Source organism: Emticicia sp., from assembly GCF_043780375.1.
In the GTDB taxonomy this organism is placed as follows: Bacteria; Bacteroidota; Bacteroidia; order Cytophagales; family Spirosomataceae; genus Emticicia.
The window spans coordinates 25300-50366 of record NZ_JAYWCU010000097.1; the positions used below are offsets into that span (position 1 = coordinate 25300).

General features: G+C 35.7%; 19 protein-coding genes and 3 tRNA genes. 14 read left to right on the forward strand and 8 right to left on the reverse strand.

Going from position 1 to position 25067, the window contains the following annotated elements; genetic code table 11:
* The first annotated feature begins 29 nt into the window (after positions 1-29).
* The 8 genes from ACH2CJ_RS07250 (at position 30) to ACH2CJ_RS07285 (ending at position 8248) form a co-directional block, all read left to right on the forward strand.
* Positions 30-932: a hypothetical protein gene (locus ACH2CJ_RS07250; RefSeq protein WP_394991664.1), complete on the forward strand. Its 903-nt coding sequence runs from the start codon at positions 30-32 to the stop codon at positions 930-932.
* A gap of 25 nt (positions 933-957) precedes the next feature.
* The gene (locus ACH2CJ_RS07255; RefSeq protein ID WP_394991666.1) at positions 958-1992 is read left to right on the forward strand and encodes a hypothetical protein; all 1035 of its coding nucleotides are present in this window, start codon (positions 958-960) and stop codon (positions 1990-1992) included.
* Between the two features lie 643 nt (positions 1993-2635).
* A tRNA-Tyr gene (locus tag ACH2CJ_RS07260) sits at positions 2636-2718 on the forward strand.
* A 31-nt stretch (positions 2719-2749) separates the two neighbouring features.
* Positions 2750-2822, forward strand: a tRNA-Gly gene (locus ACH2CJ_RS07265).
* A 54-nt stretch (positions 2823-2876) separates the two neighbouring features.
* Positions 2877-2948 (forward strand) — tRNA-Thr (locus ACH2CJ_RS07270).
* A gap of 199 nt (positions 2949-3147) precedes the next feature.
* A complete protein-coding gene (gene tuf, locus ACH2CJ_RS07275; protein ID WP_394991668.1) occupies positions 3148-4335 on the forward strand; it encodes an elongation factor Tu in 1188 nt (395 codons plus the stop codon).
* Positions 4336-4466: 131 nt separating this feature from the next.
* On the forward strand, positions 4467-6971 hold the full coding sequence (locus ACH2CJ_RS07280) for a YfhO family protein (RefSeq protein WP_394991670.1): 2505 nt from the start codon (positions 4467-4469) through the stop codon (positions 6969-6971).
* 47 nt (positions 6972-7018) lie between these two features.
* Positions 7019-8248 (forward strand): TCR/Tet family MFS transporter, encoded by a 1230-nt coding sequence (locus ACH2CJ_RS07285; RefSeq protein ID WP_394991671.1) that lies wholly within the window; start codon positions 7019-7021, stop codon positions 8246-8248.
* Here the strand turns inward: ACH2CJ_RS07285 and ACH2CJ_RS07290 are convergent.
* Together ACH2CJ_RS07290 and ACH2CJ_RS07295 are read right to left on the reverse strand one after the other, a co-directional pair.
* Positions 8245-8910, reverse strand: a complete 666-nt coding sequence (locus tag ACH2CJ_RS07290; protein WP_394991673.1) for a CBS domain-containing protein — start codon at positions 8908-8910, stop codon at positions 8245-8247. The genes ACH2CJ_RS07285 and ACH2CJ_RS07290 overlap by 4 nt on opposite strands.
* Before the next feature lie 33 nt (positions 8911-8943).
* Positions 8944-9717 (reverse strand): alpha/beta fold hydrolase, encoded by a 774-nt coding sequence (locus tag ACH2CJ_RS07295; protein WP_394991674.1) that lies wholly within the window; start codon positions 9715-9717, stop codon positions 8944-8946.
* A gap of 260 nt (positions 9718-9977) precedes the next feature.
* On the opposite strand from ACH2CJ_RS07295, the gene ACH2CJ_RS07300 reads away from it, so the two are divergent.
* Genes ACH2CJ_RS07300 through ACH2CJ_RS07310 form a run of 3 tightly spaced genes read left to right on the forward strand, consistent with a single transcriptional unit; the run spans position 9978 to position 11879 of the window.
* Positions 9978-11213, forward strand: coding sequence for a protoporphyrinogen/coproporphyrinogen oxidase (locus ACH2CJ_RS07300; protein WP_394991676.1), 1236 nt, complete (start codon positions 9978-9980; stop codon positions 11211-11213).
* 53 nt (positions 11214-11266) lie between these two features.
* On the forward strand, positions 11267-11473 hold the full coding sequence (locus ACH2CJ_RS07305; protein ID WP_394991677.1) for a hypothetical protein: 207 nt from the start codon (positions 11267-11269) through the stop codon (positions 11471-11473).
* Entirely contained in the window at positions 11433-11879 is a 447-nt protein-coding gene (locus ACH2CJ_RS07310) for a nucleotidyltransferase (RefSeq protein WP_394991679.1), read from the forward strand. The genes ACH2CJ_RS07305 and ACH2CJ_RS07310 overlap by 41 nt, the downstream gene beginning before the upstream one ends.
* A gap of 199 nt (positions 11880-12078) precedes the next feature.
* On the opposite strand, the gene ACH2CJ_RS07315 is transcribed toward ACH2CJ_RS07310, so the two are convergent.
* Positions 12079-13053: a LytTR family transcriptional regulator DNA-binding domain-containing protein gene (locus ACH2CJ_RS07315; protein ID WP_394991681.1), complete on the reverse strand. Its 975-nt coding sequence runs from the start codon at positions 13051-13053 to the stop codon at positions 12079-12081.
* A gap of 119 nt (positions 13054-13172) precedes the next feature.
* The gene (locus ACH2CJ_RS07320) at positions 13173-16037 is read right to left on the reverse strand and encodes a gliding motility-associated C-terminal domain-containing protein (protein WP_394991683.1); all 2865 of its coding nucleotides are present in this window, start codon (positions 16035-16037) and stop codon (positions 13173-13175) included.
* A 254-nt stretch (positions 16038-16291) separates the two neighbouring features.
* Between ACH2CJ_RS07320 and ACH2CJ_RS07325 the strand changes: the two genes are divergently transcribed.
* From ACH2CJ_RS07325 to ACH2CJ_RS07335, 3 genes are read left to right on the forward strand one after another with little or no spacing between them, the layout of a single operon-like run.
* Positions 16292-17083 (forward strand): succinate dehydrogenase cytochrome b subunit, encoded by a 792-nt coding sequence (locus tag ACH2CJ_RS07325; protein WP_394991685.1) that lies wholly within the window; start codon positions 16292-16294, stop codon positions 17081-17083.
* 28 nt (positions 17084-17111) lie between these two features.
* On the forward strand, positions 17112-19094 hold the full coding sequence (locus tag ACH2CJ_RS07330; RefSeq protein ID WP_394991686.1) for a fumarate reductase/succinate dehydrogenase flavoprotein subunit: 1983 nt from the start codon (positions 17112-17114) through the stop codon (positions 19092-19094).
* A 56-nt stretch (positions 19095-19150) separates the two neighbouring features.
* Entirely contained in the window at positions 19151-19900 is a 750-nt protein-coding gene (locus tag ACH2CJ_RS07335) for a succinate dehydrogenase/fumarate reductase iron-sulfur subunit (protein ID WP_394991691.1), read from the forward strand.
* Positions 19901-20035: 135 nt separating this feature from the next.
* Here ACH2CJ_RS07335 and ACH2CJ_RS07340 read toward each other — a convergent pair whose 3' ends face one another.
* From ACH2CJ_RS07340 to ACH2CJ_RS07355, 4 genes are all read right to left on the reverse strand, one after another.
* On the reverse strand, positions 20036-20374 hold the full coding sequence (locus ACH2CJ_RS07340) for a potassium transporter KefB (protein ID WP_394991687.1): 339 nt from the start codon (positions 20372-20374) through the stop codon (positions 20036-20038).
* Between the two features lie 373 nt (positions 20375-20747).
* A complete protein-coding gene (gene dnaN / locus ACH2CJ_RS07345; protein ID WP_394991688.1) occupies positions 20748-21872 on the reverse strand; it encodes a DNA polymerase III subunit beta in 1125 nt (374 codons plus the stop codon).
* A gap of 139 nt (positions 21873-22011) precedes the next feature.
* Positions 22012-22848, reverse strand: a complete 837-nt coding sequence (locus ACH2CJ_RS07350; protein ID WP_394991693.1) for a phytoene/squalene synthase family protein — start codon at positions 22846-22848, stop codon at positions 22012-22014.
* 202 nt (positions 22849-23050) lie between these two features.
* A complete protein-coding gene (locus ACH2CJ_RS07355; protein WP_394991689.1) occupies positions 23051-24526 on the reverse strand; it encodes a phytoene desaturase family protein in 1476 nt (491 codons plus the stop codon).
* Between the last annotated feature and the right edge of the window lie 541 nt (positions 24527-25067).

Here is a 25067-nt window from a genome sequence, read left to right on the forward strand (position 1 = left end):
GGAAAAGGGTTATGAATATACTAATTAAAATGAAAAAACATCCAATTGACGACCTTTTTGCCAAAAAATTGGCAGAACATCGACAAGAACCTTCGCAAAAAGCCTTTGAGAAATTTCAGGTACGTTTGGCAGAAAAACAAGATAAACGTAGAGGTGGCTTTTTCTTAGCTAATCTAAACTGGGGCTATTATGCTGCCGCTGCAGGAATCGTTGTGGCCTTGGCAATAGGAATTTTATCGCAACAAAATACGTCAAATGAAACAATTTTGGCAAGTGCCGATATGCCAAAAAAGGTAGATAATAAGCCGTATAATATTAACAAAAATACTGATAGTCAATTAGTTGCATCGGAAAATAATACAAAGAAATTAATTGAAACCAATGTTGAGCAATCAGAAAAAAAAGCTTCAAAGCATACATTGAAATCCCCTATTATCAGCCTTGAAACTAACGTAGCAAAACTTGAAAATCAACCAAAAGTGTTAGAGAATTTGATTGATGATGATTCGCCTGAAGAGCCAAATGCAGTAGCTATTAATACAATTTTTGAAAAAACAATCATTGAAAAGATTGAACCGAAGGGAATACAAACGACTGACGTAAGTAAAAACATTACTGATGAATCAATCGTGCTTATTCTCGAACCCGAACAGATTGAAAGAGAGATGATTCCTGCAATTAATCAAGATTCAGAAACCTCATTGGCAGAAGTTAAGCGTTTGGGTGCTGAAAAAGAAGAAAATGCCAAGTCTTTCATAGCCAAACTTTATGGAGAGTATAAGCACTTTAAATACGGCGAAAAAGTAGATTTTAAAAAAATAGGCGTAAAAGATGCTTTGGTAAGAGTTGATGAAAGCTTATTTAAAGAAGAAAGAGAAGATGTAAGAGATTTTGTACAAAGAAGGGTAGGAAGACTTCAAAAAAGAGATTAGAAAGGATAAAAAACGCAAGAAAAAAATGAGAAAAGTTCAAATAATTTTGCTACTGATGATTATTGGTAGTATTACGGCAAAAGCAAATGTCAAGTCAGATACGACCATCGTTGAGTTTACTGACAAAGGAGTTAAAAAAAGAATAACCGTATATACATCAAGCAAAAGAGATTTTGATCTGCCAAAAATACTCGACCTCGATAATGTGCTCAAAAGTATCGGTGTAGATTCTTCTGAAAGGAAAAAGGCTATTATTTTGGCAGGAAGTAATGGCGAAAAACAAGATACAATTTTAGTAATCGCTCGTGATGGACGTAGCATTAAAATTGTAGCTAAAGTGCCAAATGAAAGCACAATGCGACGTGATACATTACGGAACGAGTCCGATAATGACCATTGGTCACGTGATGAAAAAAGAGAAGACCATCGTAATATGAATGAAAAGAAAAAAACCAAAAGCTCAGGACGTTTCTTTTCGGGCAGTGATTTTGGTGTATATATTGGACTAAACAATTGGTCAAAAGGAAATACAAGTGGTTCATCTCTCGATACATGGGGTTCAAGGTATTTTGCAGTTTCATTACAAAAAAATGCCACGTTAATTAATGGAAAGCAAGTAGATTTGGCTTTTACTTATGGTCCAGAAATCGCTTGGAATAATTTTATGTTTGAAGAAAATAATGTTGTAGAAATGTCAGGAAAGCAAGTTGTTTTCAAAAATTTTGGACAAAATCTTAATAAAACAAAGTTAGTTGTTCCAACATTGAACTTTCCAATGATGCTCAACTTTGGCTTTGAAGAATCAAAATTCAAAATAGGTGTGGGAGGATACATTGGCTATCGAGTAGGGAGCTATCGAAAAATAAAGTATGAAGATAGTAAGAAAGAAAAACAGAAAGGTAGTTTTGGGTTAAATGATTTTCGATATGGTTTAACTGCCGAACTTGGTAAAAGAAAAGGCTTAACATTTTTTTTAAGATATGATTTAAGTGAAATGTTTAAATCTGATCAAGTAAATGCGAAGGGTTTGCAAGCATGGAGTGTTGGTTTGAGATTATAATGAGATTGTTAAGTTGAAAATTTTAATATATGGGCTATCTGATTTTTAGATAGCCCATATGTTTTTCTAACAGATGAGAGGAATATAAGCTAATTAAACAAATTTGGAAATACTACGAAAATGTTCATAGCAGTTGCCTTACAAATATCGGAGCATTGAAGGCAAACAAAATAAAACACTGCTAGTGAAATATAAAATTTTGCCAATGTTTGTTCTCGACACCATTAAATATTTCAAGAATTCATTATTTTTATAAAATATTATCTTCGCACAGAAATAAAAAATTAGGGATATATAACAAAAAAACAAACTCCAATTTCTCACGCTGAACGCTTGAAACACCTATACCACAAATCATCAAAATGCGTTTATTTTGTAGTCTTTGGCTAATATTTTAGGCTAAAAATGCAAAAAAATACAATATAACTGTAATTTTGAAGTGACATTGATAGTACATCAAAACATAACCAAAACCCTGAAATCGGCCTTTATTTTAGCCCTAAAAAAGCATGTAAAAGTGTTGCTCAAAAATTTTTTTTTCGTCAAGTGTTTGACAAACCAAAAAAAGGGTATAATTTTGCAACTCTTTTTAGAAACAGGGCAATTGAAAAGTCTAATTTTTGAACAGAGAATAACGCAAAAAGGGGGTGTACCAGAGCGGCCAAATGGGGCAGACTGTAAATCTGCTAGCTTACGCTTACGGTGGTTCGAATCCATCCGCCCCCACTTTTATTTTGAAATAATTTTAGTAGTTTATGCGAAAGTAGCTCATTTGGTAGAGCGATAGCCTTCCAAGCTATAGGTGGCGGGTTCGAGCCCCGTCTTTCGCTCATTTGGACAAGTAGAGCAGTTATCAAACATAATTGAAACTGCTCTGCTTGAAAGCCTTCATAGCTCAGTGGTAGAGCACTTCCTTGGTAAGGAAGAGGTCGGCAGTCCGATTCTGCTTGAAGGCTCAAAATCTTAAAGCAAATATAGTTTCCTTGTCAAGGAAGAGATCGGAAGCCGTAGTGTAGCTACGGTAGTCGCACTATACGATTCTGCTTGAAGGCTCGTTTTATATAAGAGTTTTTTTAAATCAAAGCTCTTATCTTTAAAATCACAGTAATAGTTTAAATAAGTATACAAGAACAACAATAATAGACTTTATCAATCATGGCAAAAGAGAATTTTGACCGTAGTAAGCCTCACGTAAATATCGGAACTATTGGTCACGTTGACCACGGTAAGACAACCTTGACGGCTGCCATTACAAAGGTACTTTCAGAAAAAGGTTTGGCTGAGAAGAGAGATTTCTCGTCAATCGATAATGCTCCTGAAGAAAAAGAGCGTGGTATTACAATTAATACAGCTCACGTAGAATATTCAACTGTAAACCGTCACTACGCTCACGTAGATTGTCCGGGTCACGCTGACTATGTTAAAAACATGGTTACGGGTGCTGCTCAGATGGACGGAGCTATTCTTGTAGTAGCTGCTACTGATGGACCAATGCCACAAACACGTGAACATATCCTTTTAGCTCGCCAAGTTGGTGTGCCTCAATTGGTTGTGTTTATGAACAAAGTAGATATGGTTGATGATCCAGAATTGTTGGAACTTGTTGAAATGGAAATTCGTGAATTATTGTCATTCTACAAATATGATGGTGATGCGATTCCTGTAATTCAAGGTTCGGCACTTGGTGGTTTGAATGGAGAGCCAGCTTGGGTTACAAAAATTGAAGAATTGATGGATGCTGTGGATAGCTTTATTCCACTTCCTCCACGTGCAACTGACAAGCCTTTCTTGATGCCAGTTGAAGACGTGTTCTCAATCACAGGTCGTGGTACAGTTGCTACGGGTCGTATTGAAACAGGTATCATCAACTCAAGTGAAGGTGTTGAAATTTTGGGTATGGGTGCAGAAAACTTAAAATCAGTTGTAACTGGTGTTGAGATGTTCCGTAAAATCCTTGACCGTGGTGAAGCTGGTGATAACGTAGGGTTATTGCTTCGTGGTATTGAGAAAGCCGATATCAAACGTGGTATGGTTATCTGTAAGCCAGGTTCGGTAAAACCACACGCTCATTTTAAAGCTGAGGTTTATGTATTGAGCAAAGAAGAAGGTGGTCGTCACACACCATTCTTTAACAAATATCGTCCTCAATTCTATTTCCGTACAACTGACGTAACAGGAGAAATCACGTTACCAGAAGGAGTAGAAATGGTTATGCCAGGTGATAATATCACTATCGAGGTAAAATTAATCAGTGCAATTGCTATGGATAAAGGTCTTCGTTTTGCGATTCGTGAAGGTGGACGTACTGTAGGTGCTGGTCAAGTAACAGAAATCATAGCTTAATCATTTTTAAGCTGAAAATATAAAAGAGCGTTCTCGAAAGAGGATGCTCTTTTTTTTGCTATTTACTTTCACAAATGGCATGAGATTTGAAAACTTGTAATTAAATTGCAACTCTCTAATCTTCTAAACCAATGAGTAAGAAAAAGAACAAAGCTTTATCCAACGTTCCGCTTCAATCTGTATCAACTAATAAAATAGGGCCTTCGACTATTGATGTTTCCGATACTTCTGAAAATATCCTTTTAGTTTTTTTTCAACGCTATGGAATCGTTATTTTACCAATTATCCTCATTATAGTAGCCTCTATTCTATATAAAGATTTTTTGTTTGGTAAGAATGTCTTTTTATTCAAAGATATTGGTAGCGATTCGTATAATTTTGATTACCCTAAATTTTATCACTTAGCTGATTACTGGGAAAAATATGGTTCACCAAGTTGGTCTTTCGAACAGGGATTAGGACAAAATATGCACCCATATTGGTTTGACCCTTTTTCATTCTTACTGATTTTAGGAGGAAAAGAGCAAATAGCTAATAACCTCATTTATGGTTTCTTACTTGAACTGATCTTGGCAGGATTATTTTTCTACTTATTTCTCCGTACATTAAAAGTACAAGGATTTTTAGCAGTGTTAGGTGGGTTACTTTATGCTTTTAGTGGTTATATGGTTTTAGGAACGACTTGGCAAATGTCTGTTTTTGGTACAGAAGTGGTGTATACCGCTTTGCTATTATTTGCATTAGAAAAGTTTATTAGCGAGAAGAAATGGTATTTTATCCCAATTCCTATCGCAATGATAGCCATTCACCTACCATTTTATTTATATCTCTACACAATTTTGATTGTTGTTTATTATACTCTTCGCTTTAATGAGATTCAACGGTGGAATTTTGGAAAATGGTTTATAGGATTGCTAACCATCGGAATTATTTCAGTTTTAGGCGTAGGTATCGGGGCTTTCATGTTTGGAAGCAACGTATTCCAAATGTTTGAAAGTCCTCGTGGAAGTGGAGAATTTGCTTATACCAATCAATTGTTATCACAGCCAATTTTAGGTTTGGCAGATTCAGTACAGAGAAGTACCCATTTTATGCGATTGTTTTCAACTAATATGATTGGAAATGCCGAAACTTTTAGAGGTTGGAATAATTATATGGAAGCCCCAATGTTTTACTGTGGTCTATTGAGTTTGGTTACTGTACCACAAGTATTTTATTTTGGAAATCGGAAATCAAAAATTATCTATGGTATTTTGTTAGGATTATGTTTCTGGGTAATGTTATTTCCATATTTCAGGTATACTTTTTGGCTTTTTACAGGAGACTATTACCGAACATTAGGGTTGTTTACTTTATTAGCCCTGCTATATTTGAACATAAGAGCTATTCAAAGCATTATTGAAGAGAAAAAAGTTGGTTTATTGACACTTTTAGCAACAGTAGTTCTTGTGTTGATTATACTTTTTGCATTTGCTCCAGCCGAAAACATCAATAAATCGTTGCAAAAAACTGCTGCTCTTTTAGTTATTACTTATGCAGGAATCATGTACTTGATTTCAAAAAAAATATTGCTAAGTGTTGGAATTGTTGCTTTGTTGTTAGTTTGTATTGGAGAAATGATTTTCTTTTCAAATAATACAACAGTTAATAAAAGGAGTAGAGCAACAAAACAAGAAATGAATGAAGCAAGTAATGGATTTAGAGATGCTACTTTAGATGCTATTGCATATCTAAAAAAGGCAGACCCTTCTCCTTTTTATAGAATAGAAAAAGATTTTACGTCGGGAACAGCCATACATGGAAGTATGAATGATGCAAAAGTACAGGGTTATTATGGTTCTCGTACTTATCAATCATTTAATCAGCTCAATTATGTGCGATTTATGAGAAGTGTTAAATTGTTGAACCCTAAGGATGAAACAGCTTCTCGATGGATTGTTGGTTTAATAAGTTCACCGTTACTTCAGCGGTTGTGTGGAGTAAAATATTACCTCTCTAAAAATCCTGATGCCTTTGCTGCGAATCAAGGAATGAACATGGATTCGGTTGCAACTTTTGGCGAGGTGAGAGTTTTGAAGCTGAAAGATACATTGCCTTTAGGAATTACTTTTGATACTTATATTTCGGAAGATAATTTCGAAAAACTTGATTCAGTAAGTCGGCAGGTAATTTTATTACAATCAATGGCGATAAATAAAGATTTTCAAGCAAAATTAAAAGGCTTTAAAGAAATTACTTCAGTAAATTTACCACCACAAGGCATTACGATTGAAGCACTAAAAACATGGATAGATAAAGCAAAACAAGATACGTTACAAATAAAGGAGTTTTTTCCAAACCTGATTAAAGGCGATATTCAACTTGATGTATCAAAGGTGCTTTTTCTTGCAATTCCACATGATAAAGGTTGGTCTGCAATGGTTGACGGGAAAGTAGCAAACATCGAAAAAGTAGATGCTGGTTTAATGGGTATTCTATTAGAAAAAGGAAATCATAAAATTGAACTAAAATTTGAACCACCCTATGTTCGAGAGGGTACTTATATCTCAATTCTTTCAGTTTTACTTTGGGGAGCTGGTATAGTGTTTTTTTCTTTAAAGAAGAAAAAGAAAAAAAATGAAGAGGCTAAGGTGTAGTTTTCTAAGTTTAAAACATAAAAAATAGATTTTTAAAATCATCAATAATGGTAGAAAAACGTAGTGCAGCAACAATTTTTGTCTTAATTACAGTATTGATTGACTCAATTGGTTTTGGAATAATTATTCCTATAATGCCTTCACTTATTTCAGAATTAGCTCATACCGATGTCAGTGGAGCTGCTCGTTATGGCGGGTTTTTGTTTGCAGCCTACTCGGTAATGCAATTTGTTTTTTCACCAATTGTAGGAGGTTTGAGCGACCAATTTGGTCGAAGACCCATACTTTTAGCATCACTTTTCGGCTTTGGAATAGATTATCTCTTCTTGGTTTTTGCCCCGACAATTACTTGGTTATTTATTGGCCGTCTGATTGCGGGAGTAATGGGAGCAAGTTTCACAACCGCAGCTGCTTATATGGCAGATATTAGTACACCCGAAAAAAGGGCTCAAAACTTTGGAATGATTGGTGCAGCGTTTGGTTTAGGTTTTATCATTGGGCCAATTATCGGGGGAATCGCAAGTGATTTTGGCACAAGAGTTCCATTTATAGTGTCGGGAGTATTAACTTTGTGTAACTTTTGCTATGGATATTTCGTACTTCCAGAATCATTAAAACCCGAAAATCGACGAAAATTTGATTGGAAAAGGGCTAATCCAGTGGGAGCTTTATTGAACCTTCGTCGTTTCCCAATGTTAATTGGGTTGGTATCGGCTTTATTTTTGGTTTATATTTCTAATTTTTCTACGCAAGGTACTTGGTCTTATTTCACAAAAGAAAGATTCAATTGGTCTAATAAAGAAATTGGATGGTCATTGACCTTTATCGGATTTATGATTGCTTTGGTGCAGGGCGGACTTACTCGAATTTTGATTCCAAAATTAGGTACTAAAAATTCAATTTATGCGGGTTTTACTTTTTCAATTTTAGGTTCGTTTGCTTACGCTTTTGCTAACCAAGGCTGGATGATGTACGCAATCATGGTTCCTTTTTCGTTGGGTGGTTTGGCTGGCCCAGCTATGCAGGGAATTATTTCGTCACAAGTTCCTGCCAATGAACAAGGAGAGTTGCAAGGCTCGCTTACAAGTTTGAATAGTGTGGCAGCAATCATTGGTCCGATTTTGATGACTTCACTTTTTTATAAATTTACGGCAAAAGATGCACCAATTTATTTCCCCGGAGCATCATTTATGGCAGCAGCTATCTTGACGGCGATAAGTTTGTTGTTGATAGTCAGAACTTTAAAGAAGAATCCGAGTCATACTGCCAAAACTTAGACACTCAAATACCGCATTAGCATGTCGTAGCGTTCTTGTTCGAGGCTTTCAATGGGTTCGTGGGCGTAGCTCGCCTCTACGATATACCCGAAGCGTTCGAGAGTAGCAATAATAGAAGTGATATTTTCTCGATTAATTTTAAGCGTTAGTCTTGCCGAATCATCGTTAGCATAGTTACTTCCTGAAAAATAACTACTCGTAATTTTTGCATTGTCTGATTCTATCAAACGACTAATTTCGGCAAGTGAATAATCTCTACTTTTGAGCGATACAACTAAAACCGCACCAGGGTCTTGGCTGCCCAAAAGTTCAGCAAACTTACTATATATATCAGTGGCGGTAATTGTTCCAACAAAGTTTAGTTCTTCGTCAACAACCCCAAGTATGTCTAAATGGTATTTGGAAATGACTCCTAAAGATTCATAGATATGCTGATAATCAAATAGATATATTTCAGAAAATTGTAACATCACGTCTATTAACTGCAAATTTTCATCATAATTCATCAACGTTTCTTCGCTTACAATGCCAGCGTATTTGCCATTATTAGCAACTACCAATTGCACAATTCGGTTTTCTTCCATCCAATTTAAAGCATTTCCAACGGTGTCAGAAAGTTTCAAAATCGGCAATTCATGGTTGATAATTTCAGCGGTCGTCATTTTTGTTAATATAGTTTTAATAATAACAACGTATTAAGCCTCCACTTCTGCTTGAACTTTATCAAGAAAGTTTTCAAGATAAACATTAAATTCCGCAGGACGTTCCATCATGGGTGCGTGACAGCATTTGTCAATAAAATATAACTCCGAATTTTGTATTAAACGATTAAATTCAAAACCAACATGAGGTGGTGTAATGGTGTCATTTAAGCCCCAAATCAAGCAAGTTTGTACTTTGATGTTCCGAATCTCTTTTGCAATATTATGTCGTTGAGCCGATTTTGCAATCTGAACAATATTCATACATTTTGGAATACTTGAAGTAATCTCAAAACATTCGTCAATTAATTCTTTAGTAGCCGTATTTGGGTCATAAAAAGTATAACTTACACGCTCTTTGATATACTCATAATTACCACGTTTAGGAAAAGAGCCGCCCATTGTATTTTCAAAAAGCCCCGAACTACCTGTCAAAATCAGTGCTTTGATGCTTTCTTGATGAGCAAGCGTATAAAGTAAGCCAACATGACCGCCCAAAGAATTTCCCAAAATAATAATGTCATCTAATTGCTTAAATGCCACAAATCTTTCAATAAATGCCTGTAAACCTTCCAAACTTGCCTCTCGCATGGGCATATCATAAATAGGCATCACAGGAATAACGATTCTGCAACGATGCTTAAAGCCTTCAATTACATCATCAAAATTGCTCAAAGCCCCAAAAAGACCATGTAAAATGAGTAAAGTATCACCTTGACCCTCGTCAATGTATTTGAATTCTCCCTCTTGTTTTATTTCGTAATTCATTCGCTAATTGTAAATTTCTATTTGTACTGTTTGTTTGTAAAAGCGTGTATATTTGTGTATTCTTTAGCTTTAAGCTATGATCAGACCGTTGATGTAGCAATAATCGTTAGGCTTCTTTTGTTGAAAAGCAAATTTGCTGTAATAACTAAAAAAGTATATTGTATAAAGACTATGGCTTATCGCTAAATGACAAAATAGGGCTTTAAAATCGAATTTTCAAAACTTTTAATTTAAAAACGTCAAACCTTCCATAAAAGTTTATGAATGATTTTTCAACAGTTATCATCGGTGGGGGTATTTCGGGACTAACTTGTGCCAAATATCTCAATGAAAAAGGATGCAGCTTCATACTTTTAGAGGGTTCGGATGCACTCGGAGGGCGAGTAAAGACTGATAAAGTAGACGGTTTTATACTTGATAGAGGTTTTCAGGTTCTGCTAACAAATTATCCAGAAGCTCGTAAAACGCTAAATTACAGCGATTTACGTTTAAAATATTTTGATTCGGGTTCGTTAATAAAAGCTGAAAATGGTTTTATGAAAATGGAGAATCCTTTCCGAAAAAAAATGGCTTATTTCACAATGGCTTTTTCGTCGGTGGGTTCATTGAGTGATAAATTAAAAATTAGAAAGTTTGCTAATGATTTAGCCGAAATTCCTGACGAAGAGTTTTTTCAGATGGAGGCTACTGATACATTGACATTCTTGAAAAATTATGGTTGGAGCGATAAGATGATTGCTAATTTTTTCAAACCCTTTTTTGGAGGTGTTTTTCTTGAAAATGATTTAGTTACATCGAGTAATTTCTTTCAATTTACATTTAAGCAATTTTTTAGAGGCGATACAGCTATTCCTGCGGAGGGAATACAGGCAATTCCTGACCAAATTGCAGAAAAGATTTCAGGCGTAAAGATTCGTCTAAATGCCCGGGTGAGAGGCATTGAAAATAATCAAATTTTTTTGGAAGGGGGTGAAATTCTTACAGCCAATAAAATAGTGTTGGCAACTAACCCGCATACAACTGATAATCTTTTGGGCGAAACTACCAAGCGAGTTTATAATACGACAACCTGTACTTATTTTTCGGCAGAATCTTCGCCATTGCGAGGACAAAAGTTTATTGCATTGAACCCCAATCGTAGAGGAGTAGTGCATAACTTATGCGTGCCAAGCGATATTTCACCAACATATAGTACTTCAGGCAAATCGTTGATTTCGGTCAGTACACAAGGTTTAGAAAAAGTTGATGAACATAGGCTGACGAGCCGAATCAAAAGAGAATTGTTTGATTGGTTTGGAGCTCAAGTAAATGTTTGGCAACATCTTAAAACTTATCATATTCCCGAATCGTTGGTGCAATATCGAGCAGGAATGCCAAATCAAGCATTGAAATTGAATGATAATCTTTACCGTTGTGGCGATTATTTGGCATATCCATCGCTCAACGCTGCTATGCAAACAGGTAGAAAGGTAGCTGAGATGATAACTGAGATGTAGAACTTATTTCGGTGATTTTTTTATTAGATTTGTGAAAATAAACATATTCTAAAATGGATTTAGTAATTAAAAAATACAAATCGTGGCAGGATGTTCCTACAAATGACTTAGAATTTTGGTTGCAAAAAACACCAGAGCAACGCCTTCAAGCAGCAAAAATACTGATTGAAAGAGCTGAAAAATTCTATTATTCAAATCCTAAAAATAAGCCTCTTTATTATGAAGGACGAATATCTAAGTTTCATCCAATTGCTAAATGAGCATGAGGTGGAGTATGTTCTTTTGGGTGGTTATGCTGTAATTGTGCATGGTTATGTTCGCACCACCGCTGATGTTGACTTTCTAATTAACCCTACAATTCAAAATGCTGACAAATTACTTATGGTCATGCTAAAATTTGGTTATGGCCCTTATGATTTTGAGCAATCGGACTTCACACAGCCTAATGTCTGCATTTCACTTGACCGCTATGATGGAAAAATAGAACTTTTGACAGAAACTCTCGGAGTAACTTTTGATGAATGTTTCAAAAATAAATTTGTTTTTGAAACTGAGGGTGTTTCAATCAATGTTATTAGTTTACCAGACTTAATTAAAAACAAGCAGGCGGTTGGTCGCCCTAAAGATTTGGAAGACATAAGAAATCTCCCCAAAACTGAAAATTAATTAACATTAGAAAAACTATCGAAATTAAGTGAAAATCTTTATCGTTGTGGCGATTATTTGGCATATCCATCGCTCAACGCTACTATGCAAACAGGTAGAAAGGTAGCTGAGATGTGAAAGTTTATATTAAACTTGAATAAAAAAAGCAGCCTAAAGATGATTCTTTAAGGCTGCTTTTTTTGTATTTAATGTGAAACGACTATTTTCCAATTTTTTCTAATTTCTTATGAAACTTCCACGAAACAGGAATTGCTTGATTTTTGCGAGCAATACGTAAACGATAGCCACGAGCATTGCCTTCTACCTCCTGAATTCCTCGCATATTTACTACAAAATTTTGGTGCAAACGTACAAACTGCGGGTGAGCCGAAAGTTCTTTTTCTACATTTGCCAAAGAGGTTTGAACAGTTGTTTTTTCAAAACCCATTAAGTTTTGCCAATAAAAATCTGTCGAGTTTTTTGAGGTTTCAGCATAAATCAATTGGTTTGGTAAAAGGCTCAATTTTTGTCCGTTTTCACCAAAAACCAAAACAGGCAATATTTGCTTAGAAGCAGGTAAATTTAAAGAATTTAGATGAGAATTGATTTTATCGGCTGCTGTAGAAAATTGCGTGTGAAATAAATTTTGCTGAATAAAAGTAACCACAACCGCAGGAATAATACAAATGACTAATACTTTCAAAACATCAATAAATGTAAAATTTGAGATACTAAAGTAGTTGCTATAAGCGATAAACAATGAACCTATAATACACATTACAACTGACAGATGAATCACTTGTCGGGCAATTGTCCAATCTTGGTTATCGTAGAAACCTTTTAAGAATTGTGGTAAAACAAACTTTGCAATCAGCATTCCTATAAAAGCTACTAGGCCAAAACCAACCAAATAAAGTGTTTTTGATTCATGGCTAAAGTTTGAAAGTCCAAAAGGCTGAACGCCAACAGCAATGATAGCAACAAAAAGTCCAGCCAAAAGAGAAATAACAAAGCCTCTCATCGAATTGATAGAAGTAGCCATTGGTCGTTTGAAAGAATTAATCAAGGCTACAATTTGCTTACGAATAAAAGCAAAAAACTGACTAATCGCACCGAAAATATTACTAAAAAACTGACTAATAACGCTAAAAATACTACGTAAAATATTCATTGGTAAATTCAATATAGTTTTCATTGGACTCGAAATTTTGGTGTTTTTGAATCAATGTTCAAAAACTATACCAAAAATTGAGGTGCAAAGGTAAGGTTTTTGGCTTGAAAATAACCATATAATTAAAAGTTCGCTCGGAATCGCTAACGTATCAGCTCAATCCAACCTTTAATAGTGCTTGGCGTCTCATCATTTTTGTCTAAACGCTGAATCAGCACTTTCGCTAAATAATAGTACGTACCAGACGGAAGTTCGATTCCATTAGTTGATTTTCCATCCCAATTCAAATTATTTCCACTTGCTTCATATACTTTCGTTCCATTCCTATTATATATTTCAATACTTATGGTCTGAATGAAAGCAGTACAAGTTAAAGGCGAAAATGTGTCATTTTTACCATCACCATTTGGCGTAAAAACGTTTGGTAGCTCAACAGTCGGACAATTATCCTTACATATAATATTGCTTGGGGCACTTTCGATATTTAAGAGATTGACCGCCGTAATGTAATAACATCCTGCAAAACCATCTTGCAAAGGTCGTACGTGTGTGTAAGAGGTTTCAGTTGATGGCACACTTGCCAGTAATTTTGGCTTTTCGTCTTTGTAGCGAGCGTAATAAATATTGTATTTGGAAATATCTTTTCGGCAAATAATTCCTGCCGTACTCAGTGGCGTACTCCATTTGAATTTGTTCGAGAGACTACTTGCCTCACAAATGGCTTTTCGGTCGAGATTCTGACAGTCGATTTCCTCAGAAGTGAAATTTGGTGGACAGGGTGGCGTATTGTCAATCGGTGATCCACACGATACTTGTGAGAAATTATTTAGAAGTCCCAATTGTGGCAGCTTCAAATAAGCACCCACAGTTTCAACTTTATAGCAGTAAGTCGAATCTATTATCAACTGAATCGTGTTTGTTCCATCATCAGGAAAACGGTCAAGACCATCGTCAAAATAAACATAAGTATTTACTGCTTGAACACCAACTTCGGCTATCAAATTAAATGTACCTGGTTTATTTTTAACCTCTCTATAAATTCTATGTTTACGATTATCATTATTCCAAGGTACATTAGCTTGCCAACTTAATTTTACTTTTTGAGCATCCGAAACTGCTGTAAGTCTCACACTACTGGCTGCTTGGCTTTCTGCTAAAATCTTCTCTCCTTCATACAAAAAAGCTACTTTGTAAGTATAACCATTTTGAAAAGTATTTAAAGCTTTATCGACAAAAATAGTATCGGCAAGCTTGTTAACTTTTGTACTAATTGAAGTTATAAGTTGAAAAACGCCACCACTAATACCCGTTGCTCGATAAAGTTTATACTGATAAGGTCCTTTGAAATTTGTTGAATCAAAATTCAGCGGGCGAGTCCATTTTACGGTAATTTGACCATTTTGTATATCTGTTTTATCAATGCTTACATTGGTCATTACAGGGGCAAGTTGAGGTAATTCGCTACCAACACACGCCTCGTTAGAAGGCACGCTCGGAATCGAGACAAAGTCAGAACTTGCCAAACTTGCTACAATACTATAACTGTAAATCTTGCCATTTTGAGTTTTGGTATCAAGAAAAAACGTGTCTTTTACTGAAACCCGTGCCACTTCAACAAAGCCCAACGAAGCAGGTAAGCCCAGTTCACACTGCGAAGGAATATAATTTGAACACCCTTCTTTGCGATAAACTACAATCTCAGCTTTCTGAATATTACAATCGGGGTATAGCTGCCAACGCAATTCGGTTCCTCTTTCAGTATTTTTGGCAATTAAACCACGAGGTCTTGGCGGAATTACTTTTATCTTAACGGTCTTGGTATCAGTCAGTTGCACAGCAAAACGCCCAGGAAAGTCTTCTACTTTAAACAAAACATCATACGCCTGTTCTCGCACATGTTTACAATTAGTTTCCCAAGTAAAAGTACCTTCGGCGGGGCTTTTTTGTGTTTGATTAAGAGGTGTAAACTTAGCTTCGAGCGGAAATACATAGCTGGTATTTACTCCGCTGGCATCACGGTTATAAACACCACTATTAGTTGTTATTTTTAGGTTACTATTGTCTTTATCTCTGGCAGAAACTTTAAACTCAACTTTTTGTCCAGCTTCCACACAAATCTGATTTGGCACAGTCAATAAGGGTCTATTATTAGGTGTTTCTACAACAATAATTTGCATATCCCTCGTAATTTCTCCGATTTTTGCATATTTTCCATCAAATCCCTTTCGCCATTCTTCCACAATAAATGCCACATTTATTTGATATTGAGGTGTTGTAAACTTTCCAGGAGCGTCCCAAATCAAATCTCCTGTAATGGGGTCAATTTTAAAAACAGATGCTCCCGAACCATCTTCGGTCAAGAGTGGCTGTCCCAACGAAGCGGGATCTTTATAACCAGTAATAAATTCACCCAAACCCGAACCTTCGCCAAAATCTCGTTTTGGAGTCGTCAGTCTGTAAGCCAAACTATCACCGTCAGCATCAAAAGCACCTGGATTATGAATAAATCTTTTACCAACACCAGCCGTATCAATAGGAATATTCAACAAAACAGGTGTATTATTTAAGCCCAATGCACCATTTACTACAATTGTGGTTTCTACAAAAAAGCTAAGTTCGTCTGTTCTTCCAGGGAGGTTTACTGTATTTGCATTGCGATTGGTAATGGCACAGGTAATGGTATATTTTCCTTGAGCAGGAAATGTAAATGTTGTATCATAAACATTACACATAGTGGAGGCATTGATAAGAAATTTTTTCTTACGTTTTACATCATAAAGAGGCACGCCTGTAACACCAAAGTAAAATTTTACAAAATTTTGCCCTTCGTTTGCCTGTACGCCATTAATTTGGTCGGTATAAGTCGTGAGCGTAACACGATAGGTAAGAGTTGTATTTGAAATTCGCTTCGCAGTGATTTCACCTGCTCGTAAGTGGGTAGCGTTTGCGTGGAATAACGACAAAAGACTAATAATAAAAGTAAATATTGTAAACTTCAAAGCTTTCATAAGCAAATGATTAGGTTTTCTGTAAATATAAACGAAAAAAACAACGCTGTTGTGTGAAAAATGACCATAATTTTTGAAAACAATTTTACAAAACAAGAAGTTTGATTTATTAAACAACATTAATCAATAAAAAAGTACCTTATTTTTATTGATTCTAAATTGTTTGTGGCTTACTTTTGAGGATTGAAAGTAATTGTACTTTTCAAAGGAATCGTAGATTTCTCAATTGTCAATCAAAATTCGTAAATAAGGCTATGTCTTGGCTAACAAAAACATTTTCAAGCTCAATAGGGAAGAAAGTTCTCATGTCATTAACAGGGCTATTTCTTTGTACTTTTCTATTAGTACACCTCGTTGGAAACTTACAACTTTTTAAAGATGACGGTGGTTACGCGTTTAATAAATACGCTGTATTTATGACAACGTTTCCATTGATTAAAGTGGTTTCTTATGTCAATTATGCTTTGATTCTATTTCATGCTTTTTGGGGACTTTACCTCGAATTTCAAAACCGCAAGGCTCGTCCAATACGTTATGCTGTTTCAAATAACTCATCGTCATTTTCGAGTCGCAACATGGCTATTCTTGGTACAATTCTATTGGTTTATATTGTTGTTCACATGAGTGATTTCTGGTACAAATTTCATAATGAGCCACTTCCTTATGCTCAATATACTGAAAATATAAATACAGGTGTAATTATAACCGAGCAAATGCCAAGCACTTACACACAAGAAGTGAAAATGGTCGAAATGAGCAACCAAGCGGCTGGTACACATACAGTTATCTTGAAAGATTTATATAAGGAGGTAGGGGTTTCATTTCAAAATCCTTTGTTGGTAATTCTTTATATTTTAGGAATGTTTGCCGTGGGATATCATTTATATCATGGTTTTCAAAGTTCATTCCAAACATTAGGTTGGAATCACCCAAAATATACCCCTTTGGTTAAGTTCATCGGAACTTGGGTTTTTGCTATTGCAATTCCAATTGGCTTTGCGGCAATGCCGATTTTCTTTTATGTACAACATTTAATGGGTAATTGATTTTAATAGACTAATTGATAGAAATAAGATGTCAAATAAATTAGACGCCAAAATCCCAGAAGGTGCAATCTCGGACAAATGGACAAAGTATCGCTCAACTGTACCTCTCGTAAATCCAGCTAATAAGCGTAGTTTGGAAATTATTGTGGTTGGTACAGGTTTAGCAGGAGCATCGGCTGCTGCTACATTAGCCGAAATGGGCTATAAAGTTAAAGCATTTTGTTTTCAAGATTCACCTCGTAGAGCTCACTCAATTGCAGCACAAGGTGGAATAAATGCTGCCAAAAACTATCAAAATGATGGTGATTCGGTTTATCGTCTGTTTTATGATACCATCAAAGGTGGCGATTATCGTTCGAGAGAAGGAAACGTACATCGTTTGGCAGAAGTTTCGGGCAGTATCATTGACCAATGTGTAGCTCAAGGCGTACCGTTTGCCAGGGAATATGGTGGACTTTTATCAAACCGTTCGTTTGGTGGAACACAAGTACAACGTACTTTCTATGCCGCAGGACAAACAGGACAACAGTTGTTACTCGGAGCATATTCTGGTTTAGAGCGTCAAGTTGGTATCGGTAATGTAACTATGTATACCCGCCACGAAATGCTCGAAGTAGTAACGATTGACGGAAAAGCTCGTGGAATTATTGCTAAAAACTTAGTAACAGGTGAGTTGGAGCGTCATTTCGGACATGCAGTTCTGCTTTGTACAGGTGGTTATGGAAACGTATTTTACCTTTCTACCAATGCAATGGGTAGCAACGTAACCGCCGCTTGGAAAGCCCACAAAAAAGGAGCAAATTTTGCTAATCCTTGTTATACACAAATTCACCCGACTTGTATTCCAGTATCGGGCGACCACCAATCGAAACTTACTTTGATGTCAGAATCATTGCGTAACGATGGTAGAATTTGGGTGCCGAAAAAACAAAATGATACTCGTTTAGGAAATGATATTCCAGAAGAAGAAAGAGATTATTACTTAGAGCGTCGATACCCTGCTTTTGGAAACTTAGTTCCTCGTGATATTGCCTCACGTGCCGCCAAAGAGCGTTGCGATGCAGGTTATGGTGTAGGTGCATCAAAAATGGCAGTTTATCTTGATTTTGCTTTCGCAATTGACCGTTATGGCAAAATCGAAGCAAATAAAAAGAATATCCACGATGCCTCAGAAGACCTAATCAACGAAATGGGTAGGGCAGTAGTCAAAGAAAAATACGGTAACTTGTTTGATATGTATAAGCAAATTACTGGCGAAGACCCTTACGTTTTGCCAATGCGTATTTATCCAGCGGTTCACTATACAATGGGTGGACTTTGGGTTGATTATAACTTAATGACAAATGTACCAGGTCTATACGCTTTGGGCGAAGCTAATTTCTCTGACCACGGTGCAAACCGTTTGGGTGCAAGTGCTTTAATGCAAGGTTTAGCCGATGGTTATTTTGTTATTCCTTATACAATTGGTTCGTATCTTTCAAACGAAATTCGTACAAAATCAATTCCAACTGACCATCCAGCCTTTGTTGAAGCCGAAAAATTGGTTCAAGAAAGAATCAATACATTAGTAAATATTAAAGGAAAGCAATCTCCCGAATCATTCCACAAGCGTTTGGGAAAAATCATGTGGGAAAAATGTGGAATGGCTCGCAATGCCGAAGGTTTGAAAGAAGCAATTACAGACATTCAAGCCTTGAAAAAAGAGTTTTGGTCAGACTTACGTATCTTGGGTGATGCCGATGAGTTTAACCCTGAGTTAGACAAAGCAGGTCGTGTTGCTGATTTTATCGAACTCGGAGAATTAATGTGTGTTGATGCTCTTAATCGTAATGAATCTTGCGGAGGACACTTCCGTGAGGAATACCAAACCGAAGAAGGAGAAGCACTGCGTGACGATGAAAACTATATGTATGTAGCCGCATGGGAGTATGATGGTGAAAGCAAGTGGAATCTGAATCCAGAACCATTAGTTTACGAAAACATCAAAATTGCTCAACGTAGTTATAAATAAACCGCTTGCCCCAAAGGGGTGAATTCAAAATATTTAACTTTATGTCTGAAGGAAATATGAATTTGACGCTAAAAGTTTGGCGTCAAAAAAATAAAAAAGTAAACGGTAAACTTGAAACTTACCAAGTTGCAGGCATTTCAGAAGATATGTCGTTTTTGGAAATGTTTGACGTTTTAAATGAACGTCTCGTTTCGGAAGGCACAGAACCAATCGCATTCGACCATGACTGCCGTGAAGGAATATGCGGAATGTGTAGCATGCACATTAATGGAAAACCACATGGGCCTTTGCAAGGCGTAACAACCTGTCAGCTGCACATGCGTAGTTTCAAAGATGGCGATACTATAGTAGTTGAGCCTTGGAGAGCCTCCGCTTTTCCAGTTGTAAAAGATTTGGTTGTTGATAGAAGCTCATTTGACCGCATTATTGCATCAGGTGGTTATATTTCTGTAAATACAGGGAATGCCCAAGACGGAAACTCATTGCCAATTCCGAAAGACGATGCCGATAAGGCATTTGCGGCTGCGGCTTGCATTGGTTGCGGAGCGTGCGTTGCTGCTTGTAAAAATGCGTCGGCAATGTTATTTGTTTCGGCAAAAGTTTCGCAATTAGCTTTATTGCCACAAGGACAACCAGAGCGTCAAGACCGTGCAAAGAAAATGGTAGCTCAAATGGATTTCGAAGGATTTGGTTCTTGTACAAATACAGGTGCTTGTGAAGCCGAGTGTCCAAAAGAGATTTCTCTCGAAAACATCGCTCGTCTAAATCGTGAATATCTTGGAGCAAGCTTAGGTTCTACGAACTAAGAGTATATATAAATATCAAAAGCCCTATTTTTTGCAAATTTTTGCAGAAAATAGGGCTTTTTGTTTAAAAGAATGGATTACAGGTGTACTTGCTTTATCAAGATTATCTATCGCATTTCTTATATTATGAGTTATTTAATTCCACAACGTGCCATCCAATCCCAAAACAATACCCATCCAAAGCCCAATAATGTATACAATTATGCTCAATATAATAGCAACTATCTTTTTCAAGCTACCTCGGTAACGCAGATAATCCATAAAGTAATAAAATGCCCCACCCATTGCACCAGCGAAGGGAACTATTATTAAAGGTCTAATCATCCAAAACTTTCCCCATTCTGGATTAGGTTTTCCAGCTCCAAAAAGAAAAATCGTGATTAGGATTAATCCAATACCGGCACCCAAAAACATTCTCTTACCTAATGAAGCTGGATGAATAGGCTTTGTCGTCAAATTGTTGCTCTGTGTCATGATAATTGAGTTTTATAATTTACAAATAGTTTTTTAATTAAAAAGTACTTTGAATTACAAAGTAATCATGAATACTCGAATTATACAAGATATATTTTTAAAAAAAATCATAAGATAGTTTGTTAAGAAAAAGAAAATGATTTTATGTGGAAAGCAATTTTTTACTTTTGAAGTTTACCTTTTACTTGTTTCGATATTAAAATACCAATTTATAATTACAGTTAACAGTCACATAGATGCGAAAATAATAAATTAAATAAAAATAAATACCCCGAAAGCTCGACAATCTGCCAGTTTTCGGGGTATTTATTTTATGAAGAAAAACATTTGAATATATTCGTTCATTCAAACATTCACTCATTGAAAACTATCTTTAAGCATAAGTATTCAACATTACCGGCATTACAAGCATCAAAGTATCTTCATTTTCTGTTTTTTCAACAGGAATAATCAAACCAGCACGATTTGGCTGCGACATTTCCAATGAAATATTCTTTACGCTCAAGTTATTCAACATTTCAATTAAAAACTTAGCATTGAAACCAATCTCCATTTCTTCTCCGTCATATTCGCAAGAAAGCTTTTCAGTAGCTTCATTCGAGTAGTCTAAATCTTCTGCCGAAATTACCAATTCATTTGCCGAAATCTTCAAACGAATCTGATGCGTAGTTTTGTTTGAATAAATTGAAATTCGTTTCAATGTACTCAACAATTCCGTACGTTCGATGCGTAATTTATTTGGATTGCTTTGCGGAATCACATTTTCGTAATCCGGGAAACGTTCATCAATCAAACGACAAATCATCTTTATATTTCCAAAACTGAAAAAAGCATTAGAACTACTAAATTCAGCTTTTACTGGTAATGTTTCACCAGGAAGCGATGATTTTAATAAATTTAGAGCTTTGCGAGGCAAAATCATCGAAGTTGCGTTCGGAGATTTAATATCTTCACGACGGTAACGAATCAAACGATGCCCGTCAGTTGCCACAAAAGTAGTTGCATCGTCAGAAACTTGAACAAAAACGCCTGTCATTGCAGGACGTAAATCGTCGGTGCTTGTTGCAAAAATAGTATTTGCAATAGCTGAACCGAGCATATCAGAGTCCATTTCTATGCTAAAGTTGCGATTTACTTGCGGAACACGGGGAAAATCCAGCGGATTTTCCCCAGCCAATTTGTAGCGACCATTAGCTGTTACCAATTCTGTTCCGAAAGTTTCTTCATCAATATTTATCTGAATAGGTTGCTCAGGCAAACTACGCAAAGTATCCAACAACAAACGGGCAGGCACAGCAAATGCACCTTTATCACGAGATTCCACTTCAAACTCAGTAATCATAACAGTTTGCATATCCGATGCCGTAACAGTCAAGTTTTCCTTATCTAATTGAAACATAAAGTTTTCAAGAATCGGGACAATTGGATTACTGGCAATTACGCCGTTAATAGTAGAAAGATGTTTCAGTAAAGAAGAGGACGAAATAATAAATTTCATGGGTTTTTATTAGATTTTGCTATTAAAACTTCATTATTCAAAACTTATTCACGAAAATTATGCCAATTTTTTCGGCACGAGATAAGTTAGCAAATTTAGTAAAAAAATATGAATCTACCCAAAGGAAATTTGGTCATTACTACAAAGCATTTAATCCACTTTGTACTAAAGTTTTGGCAAGTAAAGCAAATTTTATACGGTCAGGAACACGAATACGTTCGTGTTGAATGCGGTTAGCAGAAGTTCGTTTGATACAATCAAATAACTTTAAGTAATAAACGTAAGCAAGATACACACCTTTTCTTGCTCCGTCAGGTAACCCAATAATACCTCGGTAAGCATTATCAAAATCTTTCTGAATATCGGCTTCAATGATTTTCTTTGCTTCAATACCAAAATCATTAAAATCTACGCCTGGGAAATAAACCCTGCCACGTTCGCTAAAATCACTTTTTAAATCTCGCAAGAAATTAACCTTCTGAAAAGCAGCCCCTAAACTTCGAGCATCGGCTTTTAATTTATCATATAATACTTGGTTGCCTTCACAAAAAACTCTTAAACACATCAATCCAACCACTTCTGCCGAACCATATATATATTCATCGTAACCACTATCGTCATACACTACATTAAACAAATCCATTTCCATACTATGCAAAAATGCTGCTATAAGTTCACTCTCAATTTTGTATTGATGAACTACTTTTTGAAAGGAATGTAAAACAGGATTTAAACTAATGCCTTCTTCAATAGATCTAAACGCCTCATATTTATAGCGATCAAGCAAAACTTTTTTGTCAAAATCATGAAAAGTATCTACAATTTCATCGGCATAGCGAACGAAACCATAAATAGCGTAGATAGGACCATGAAATTTTCGGTCGAGGGTTTTTATTCCTAACGTAAACGAAGTACTGTAAAGCTCGGTGATGAGCTTACTACATCCAAAGGTAGTTTTTTCGTACAAATCAAGCATTACTTTTCTATTCAAAACGGTTGGGAAACTGACTTATTAATATTTTTTTGCAAAATTCGACACATTAATTCTTTGTTATTACACAATTATCATTGTAAAACATTTTTTACTCTATGATAAATGTTTATTTTTATAAACAAGAGAAATTTAAAACTGTTTAGAATTGAGCAATATAAATTTAGTAATATCTTGCTCAACTTGTTTAAAAATTCTTAAACTCCTTCACGATTTGTTGTGCCACAACCAAACCAGAAATTAATGACGGTGGAACCCCAGGCCCAGGAACCGTCAATTGCCCTGTATAATATAAGTTCTTTACCTTCTTGTTTTTCAAACTTGGTTTCAAAAACGCTGTTTGAAATAAGGTGTTTGCCAAGCCATAAGCATTTCCTTTAAAAGAGTTGTAGTCCTCCTTAAAATCACTTACTGCGAAACTCCTTTTAAAAACCACATGATTCCTGACATCATGCCCCACGTACTTTTCAAGGCGTTCCATCACAATTTTATAATATTTTTCACGAATTTTCTCACTATCTTCCAAATCTGGAGCAATCGGAATCAAAATAAATAAATTTTCATAACCTTTTGGAGCAACACTTGCATCAGTTTTTGATGGAGCAGAAGCATAAAATAAAGGTTTTGATGGCCATTTAGGATTTTCGTAAATTTCGTCGGCATGTAGATTGAAATCTTCATCAAAAAACAAATTATGATGGGTCAATTTTTCTACTCGACGATTAACACCTAAATAAAACAAAAGTGATGAAGGAGCCATCGTTCGGTTATTCCAATATTTCTCACTGTAATTTCGATACTCAGTATCCAATAACTTACTTTCAATATGATGGTAATCAGCTCCCCCCACTACCACATCAACTTCATACTCATCTTTATTAGTAATGACTTTTTTCGCCAAACCTTTATCTACCAATATACGAGTTACTGGCTCGTTCAGTTTGATTTTTACACCTTTCTCTTTTGCAACAGCTACCATTCCTTTCACAATTTCATGCATTCCGCCCACAGGATACCAAGTTCCAAGAGCTATTTCTGCATAATTCATCAAACTATATAATGCAGGAGTATTCTGAGGAGTAGCTCCCAAAAACAAAATTGGAAATTCCATTAACTTCAAAAGGCGTTCACTTTTAAAAAACTTTCGAATATGATTACCAAACGACGCAAACAAATCTAAACTAAAAGCTTTAGATACCAAACGAAAATCAAAGAACTCAGTAATCGAAATACTAGGTTTCCATACAAACTCGCCAATACCTACATCATACTTATACTTAGACTCGGAAAGGAAATCGGCTAATCGTTTACTACTGCCAGTTTCAATGCTCTCAAAAAGCTTTTCGAGTTCTCCCATATTAGCGGGTAAAGAAATTTCATCTTGAGTATCAAATATAACTTTATATGAAGGGTCAAGCCTTATCAAATGATAATAGTCTGAAGGCTTTTTATTAAACTCCGCAAAATACCTTTCAAAAATATCAGGCATCCAATACCAACTTGGACCCATATCAAATGTAAAACCTAGTTCCTCAAAAACCCTCGCTCGCCCGCCTGCCATCGAGTTCTTTTCCAAAATCGTTACATCATAACCTTCATCAGCCAATTTTGTTGCTGCCGAAAGCCCAGCGAACCCAGCCCCAATTACAATTACTTTTTTCATAAATAAACTTGAACATTATTACTGGTAAAGACTACCATATTATTGAGGCTATATATATAGTAGTAAGAATGAATTACAAAGATGATATAAATATTGATTTATTAACCGTACCAAGCATGAAACTTCTTATCCTAAAACGTTTATTATTGAAAGTTGTTTAAATTCACCCTTCGTACAGAAGGTTTGGTGCTATTTTTTTGTTTTGAGGTGAGAAGGCAGTATTTATTTACAGGACAATAGGAAGAACTTGTTGTATTTTTTGGTTGGGTATAATTTGTAATAGGTTGATACTAAGGAGGTCATTGAATTGGGGTAATAAATATTTTTAGAGGTGGTATTGTATTTTTAAAAAAGGTTCTTACCTTTGCACTCCCAAACAGAAAGAGCAATAGACCGAGCGTTACGCAGCAATAGCATGGTAAACGGAGTTAATTAAAATGGAAGTTAGGGATTAATGATAATAGTAAGACGACCGAGCGTTACGGAGCAAGAGCATGGTAAACGGAGTTAATTAGGATTAGAAATAAAGGTAAAATAAAGT

What these genes read in the sequence shown, in the direction of transcription:
- ACH2CJ_RS07340 (WP_394991687.1), bottom strand. Translation starts at nt 20,374, where the DNA reads ATGACACAGAGCAACAATTTGACGACAAAGCCTATTCATCCAGCTTCA.
- ACH2CJ_RS07310 (WP_394991679.1), top strand. Translation starts at nt 11,433, where the DNA reads ATGAAGGACGAATATCTAAGTTTCATCCAATTGCTAAATGAGCATGAG.
- tuf (WP_394991668.1), top strand. Translation starts at nt 3,148, where the DNA reads ATGGCAAAAGAGAATTTTGACCGTAGTAAGCCTCACGTAAATATCGGA.
- ACH2CJ_RS07320 (WP_394991683.1), bottom strand. Translation starts at nt 16,037, where the DNA reads ATGAAAGCTTTGAAGTTTACAATATTTACTTTTATTATTAGTCTTTTG.
- ACH2CJ_RS07350 (WP_394991693.1), bottom strand. Translation starts at nt 22,848, where the DNA reads ATGCTTGATTTGTACGAAAAAACTACCTTTGGATGTAGTAAGCTCATC.
- ACH2CJ_RS07325 (WP_394991685.1), top strand. Translation starts at nt 16,292, where the DNA reads ATGTCTTGGCTAACAAAAACATTTTCAAGCTCAATAGGGAAGAAAGTT.
- ACH2CJ_RS07290 (WP_394991673.1), bottom strand. Translation starts at nt 8,910, where the DNA reads ATGACGACCGCTGAAATTATCAACCATGAATTGCCGATTTTGAAACTT.
- ACH2CJ_RS07330 (WP_394991686.1), top strand. Translation starts at nt 17,112, where the DNA reads ATGTCAAATAAATTAGACGCCAAAATCCCAGAAGGTGCAATCTCGGAC.
- dnaN (WP_394991688.1), bottom strand. Translation starts at nt 21,872, where the DNA reads ATGAAATTTATTATTTCGTCCTCTTCTTTACTGAAACATCTTTCTACT.
- ACH2CJ_RS07280 (WP_394991670.1), top strand. Translation starts at nt 4,467, where the DNA reads ATGAGTAAGAAAAAGAACAAAGCTTTATCCAACGTTCCGCTTCAATCT.
- ACH2CJ_RS07255 (WP_394991666.1), top strand. Translation starts at nt 958, where the DNA reads ATGAGAAAAGTTCAAATAATTTTGCTACTGATGATTATTGGTAGTATT.
- ACH2CJ_RS07335 (WP_394991691.1), top strand. Translation starts at nt 19,151, where the DNA reads ATGAATTTGACGCTAAAAGTTTGGCGTCAAAAAAATAAAAAAGTAAAC.
- ACH2CJ_RS07355 (WP_394991689.1), bottom strand. Translation starts at nt 24,526, where the DNA reads ATGAAAAAAGTAATTGTAATTGGGGCTGGGTTCGCTGGGCTTTCGGCA.
- ACH2CJ_RS07295 (WP_394991674.1), bottom strand. Translation starts at nt 9,717, where the DNA reads ATGAATTACGAAATAAAACAAGAGGGAGAATTCAAATACATTGACGAG.
- ACH2CJ_RS07250 (WP_394991664.1), top strand. Translation starts at nt 30, where the DNA reads ATGAAAAAACATCCAATTGACGACCTTTTTGCCAAAAAATTGGCAGAA.
- ACH2CJ_RS07315 (WP_394991681.1), bottom strand. Translation starts at nt 13,053, where the DNA reads ATGAAAACTATATTGAATTTACCAATGAATATTTTACGTAGTATTTTT.
- ACH2CJ_RS07300 (WP_394991676.1), top strand. Translation starts at nt 9,978, where the DNA reads ATGAATGATTTTTCAACAGTTATCATCGGTGGGGGTATTTCGGGACTA.
- ACH2CJ_RS07305 (WP_394991677.1), top strand. Translation starts at nt 11,267, where the DNA reads ATGGATTTAGTAATTAAAAAATACAAATCGTGGCAGGATGTTCCTACA.
- ACH2CJ_RS07285 (WP_394991671.1), top strand. Translation starts at nt 7,019, where the DNA reads ATGGTAGAAAAACGTAGTGCAGCAACAATTTTTGTCTTAATTACAGTA.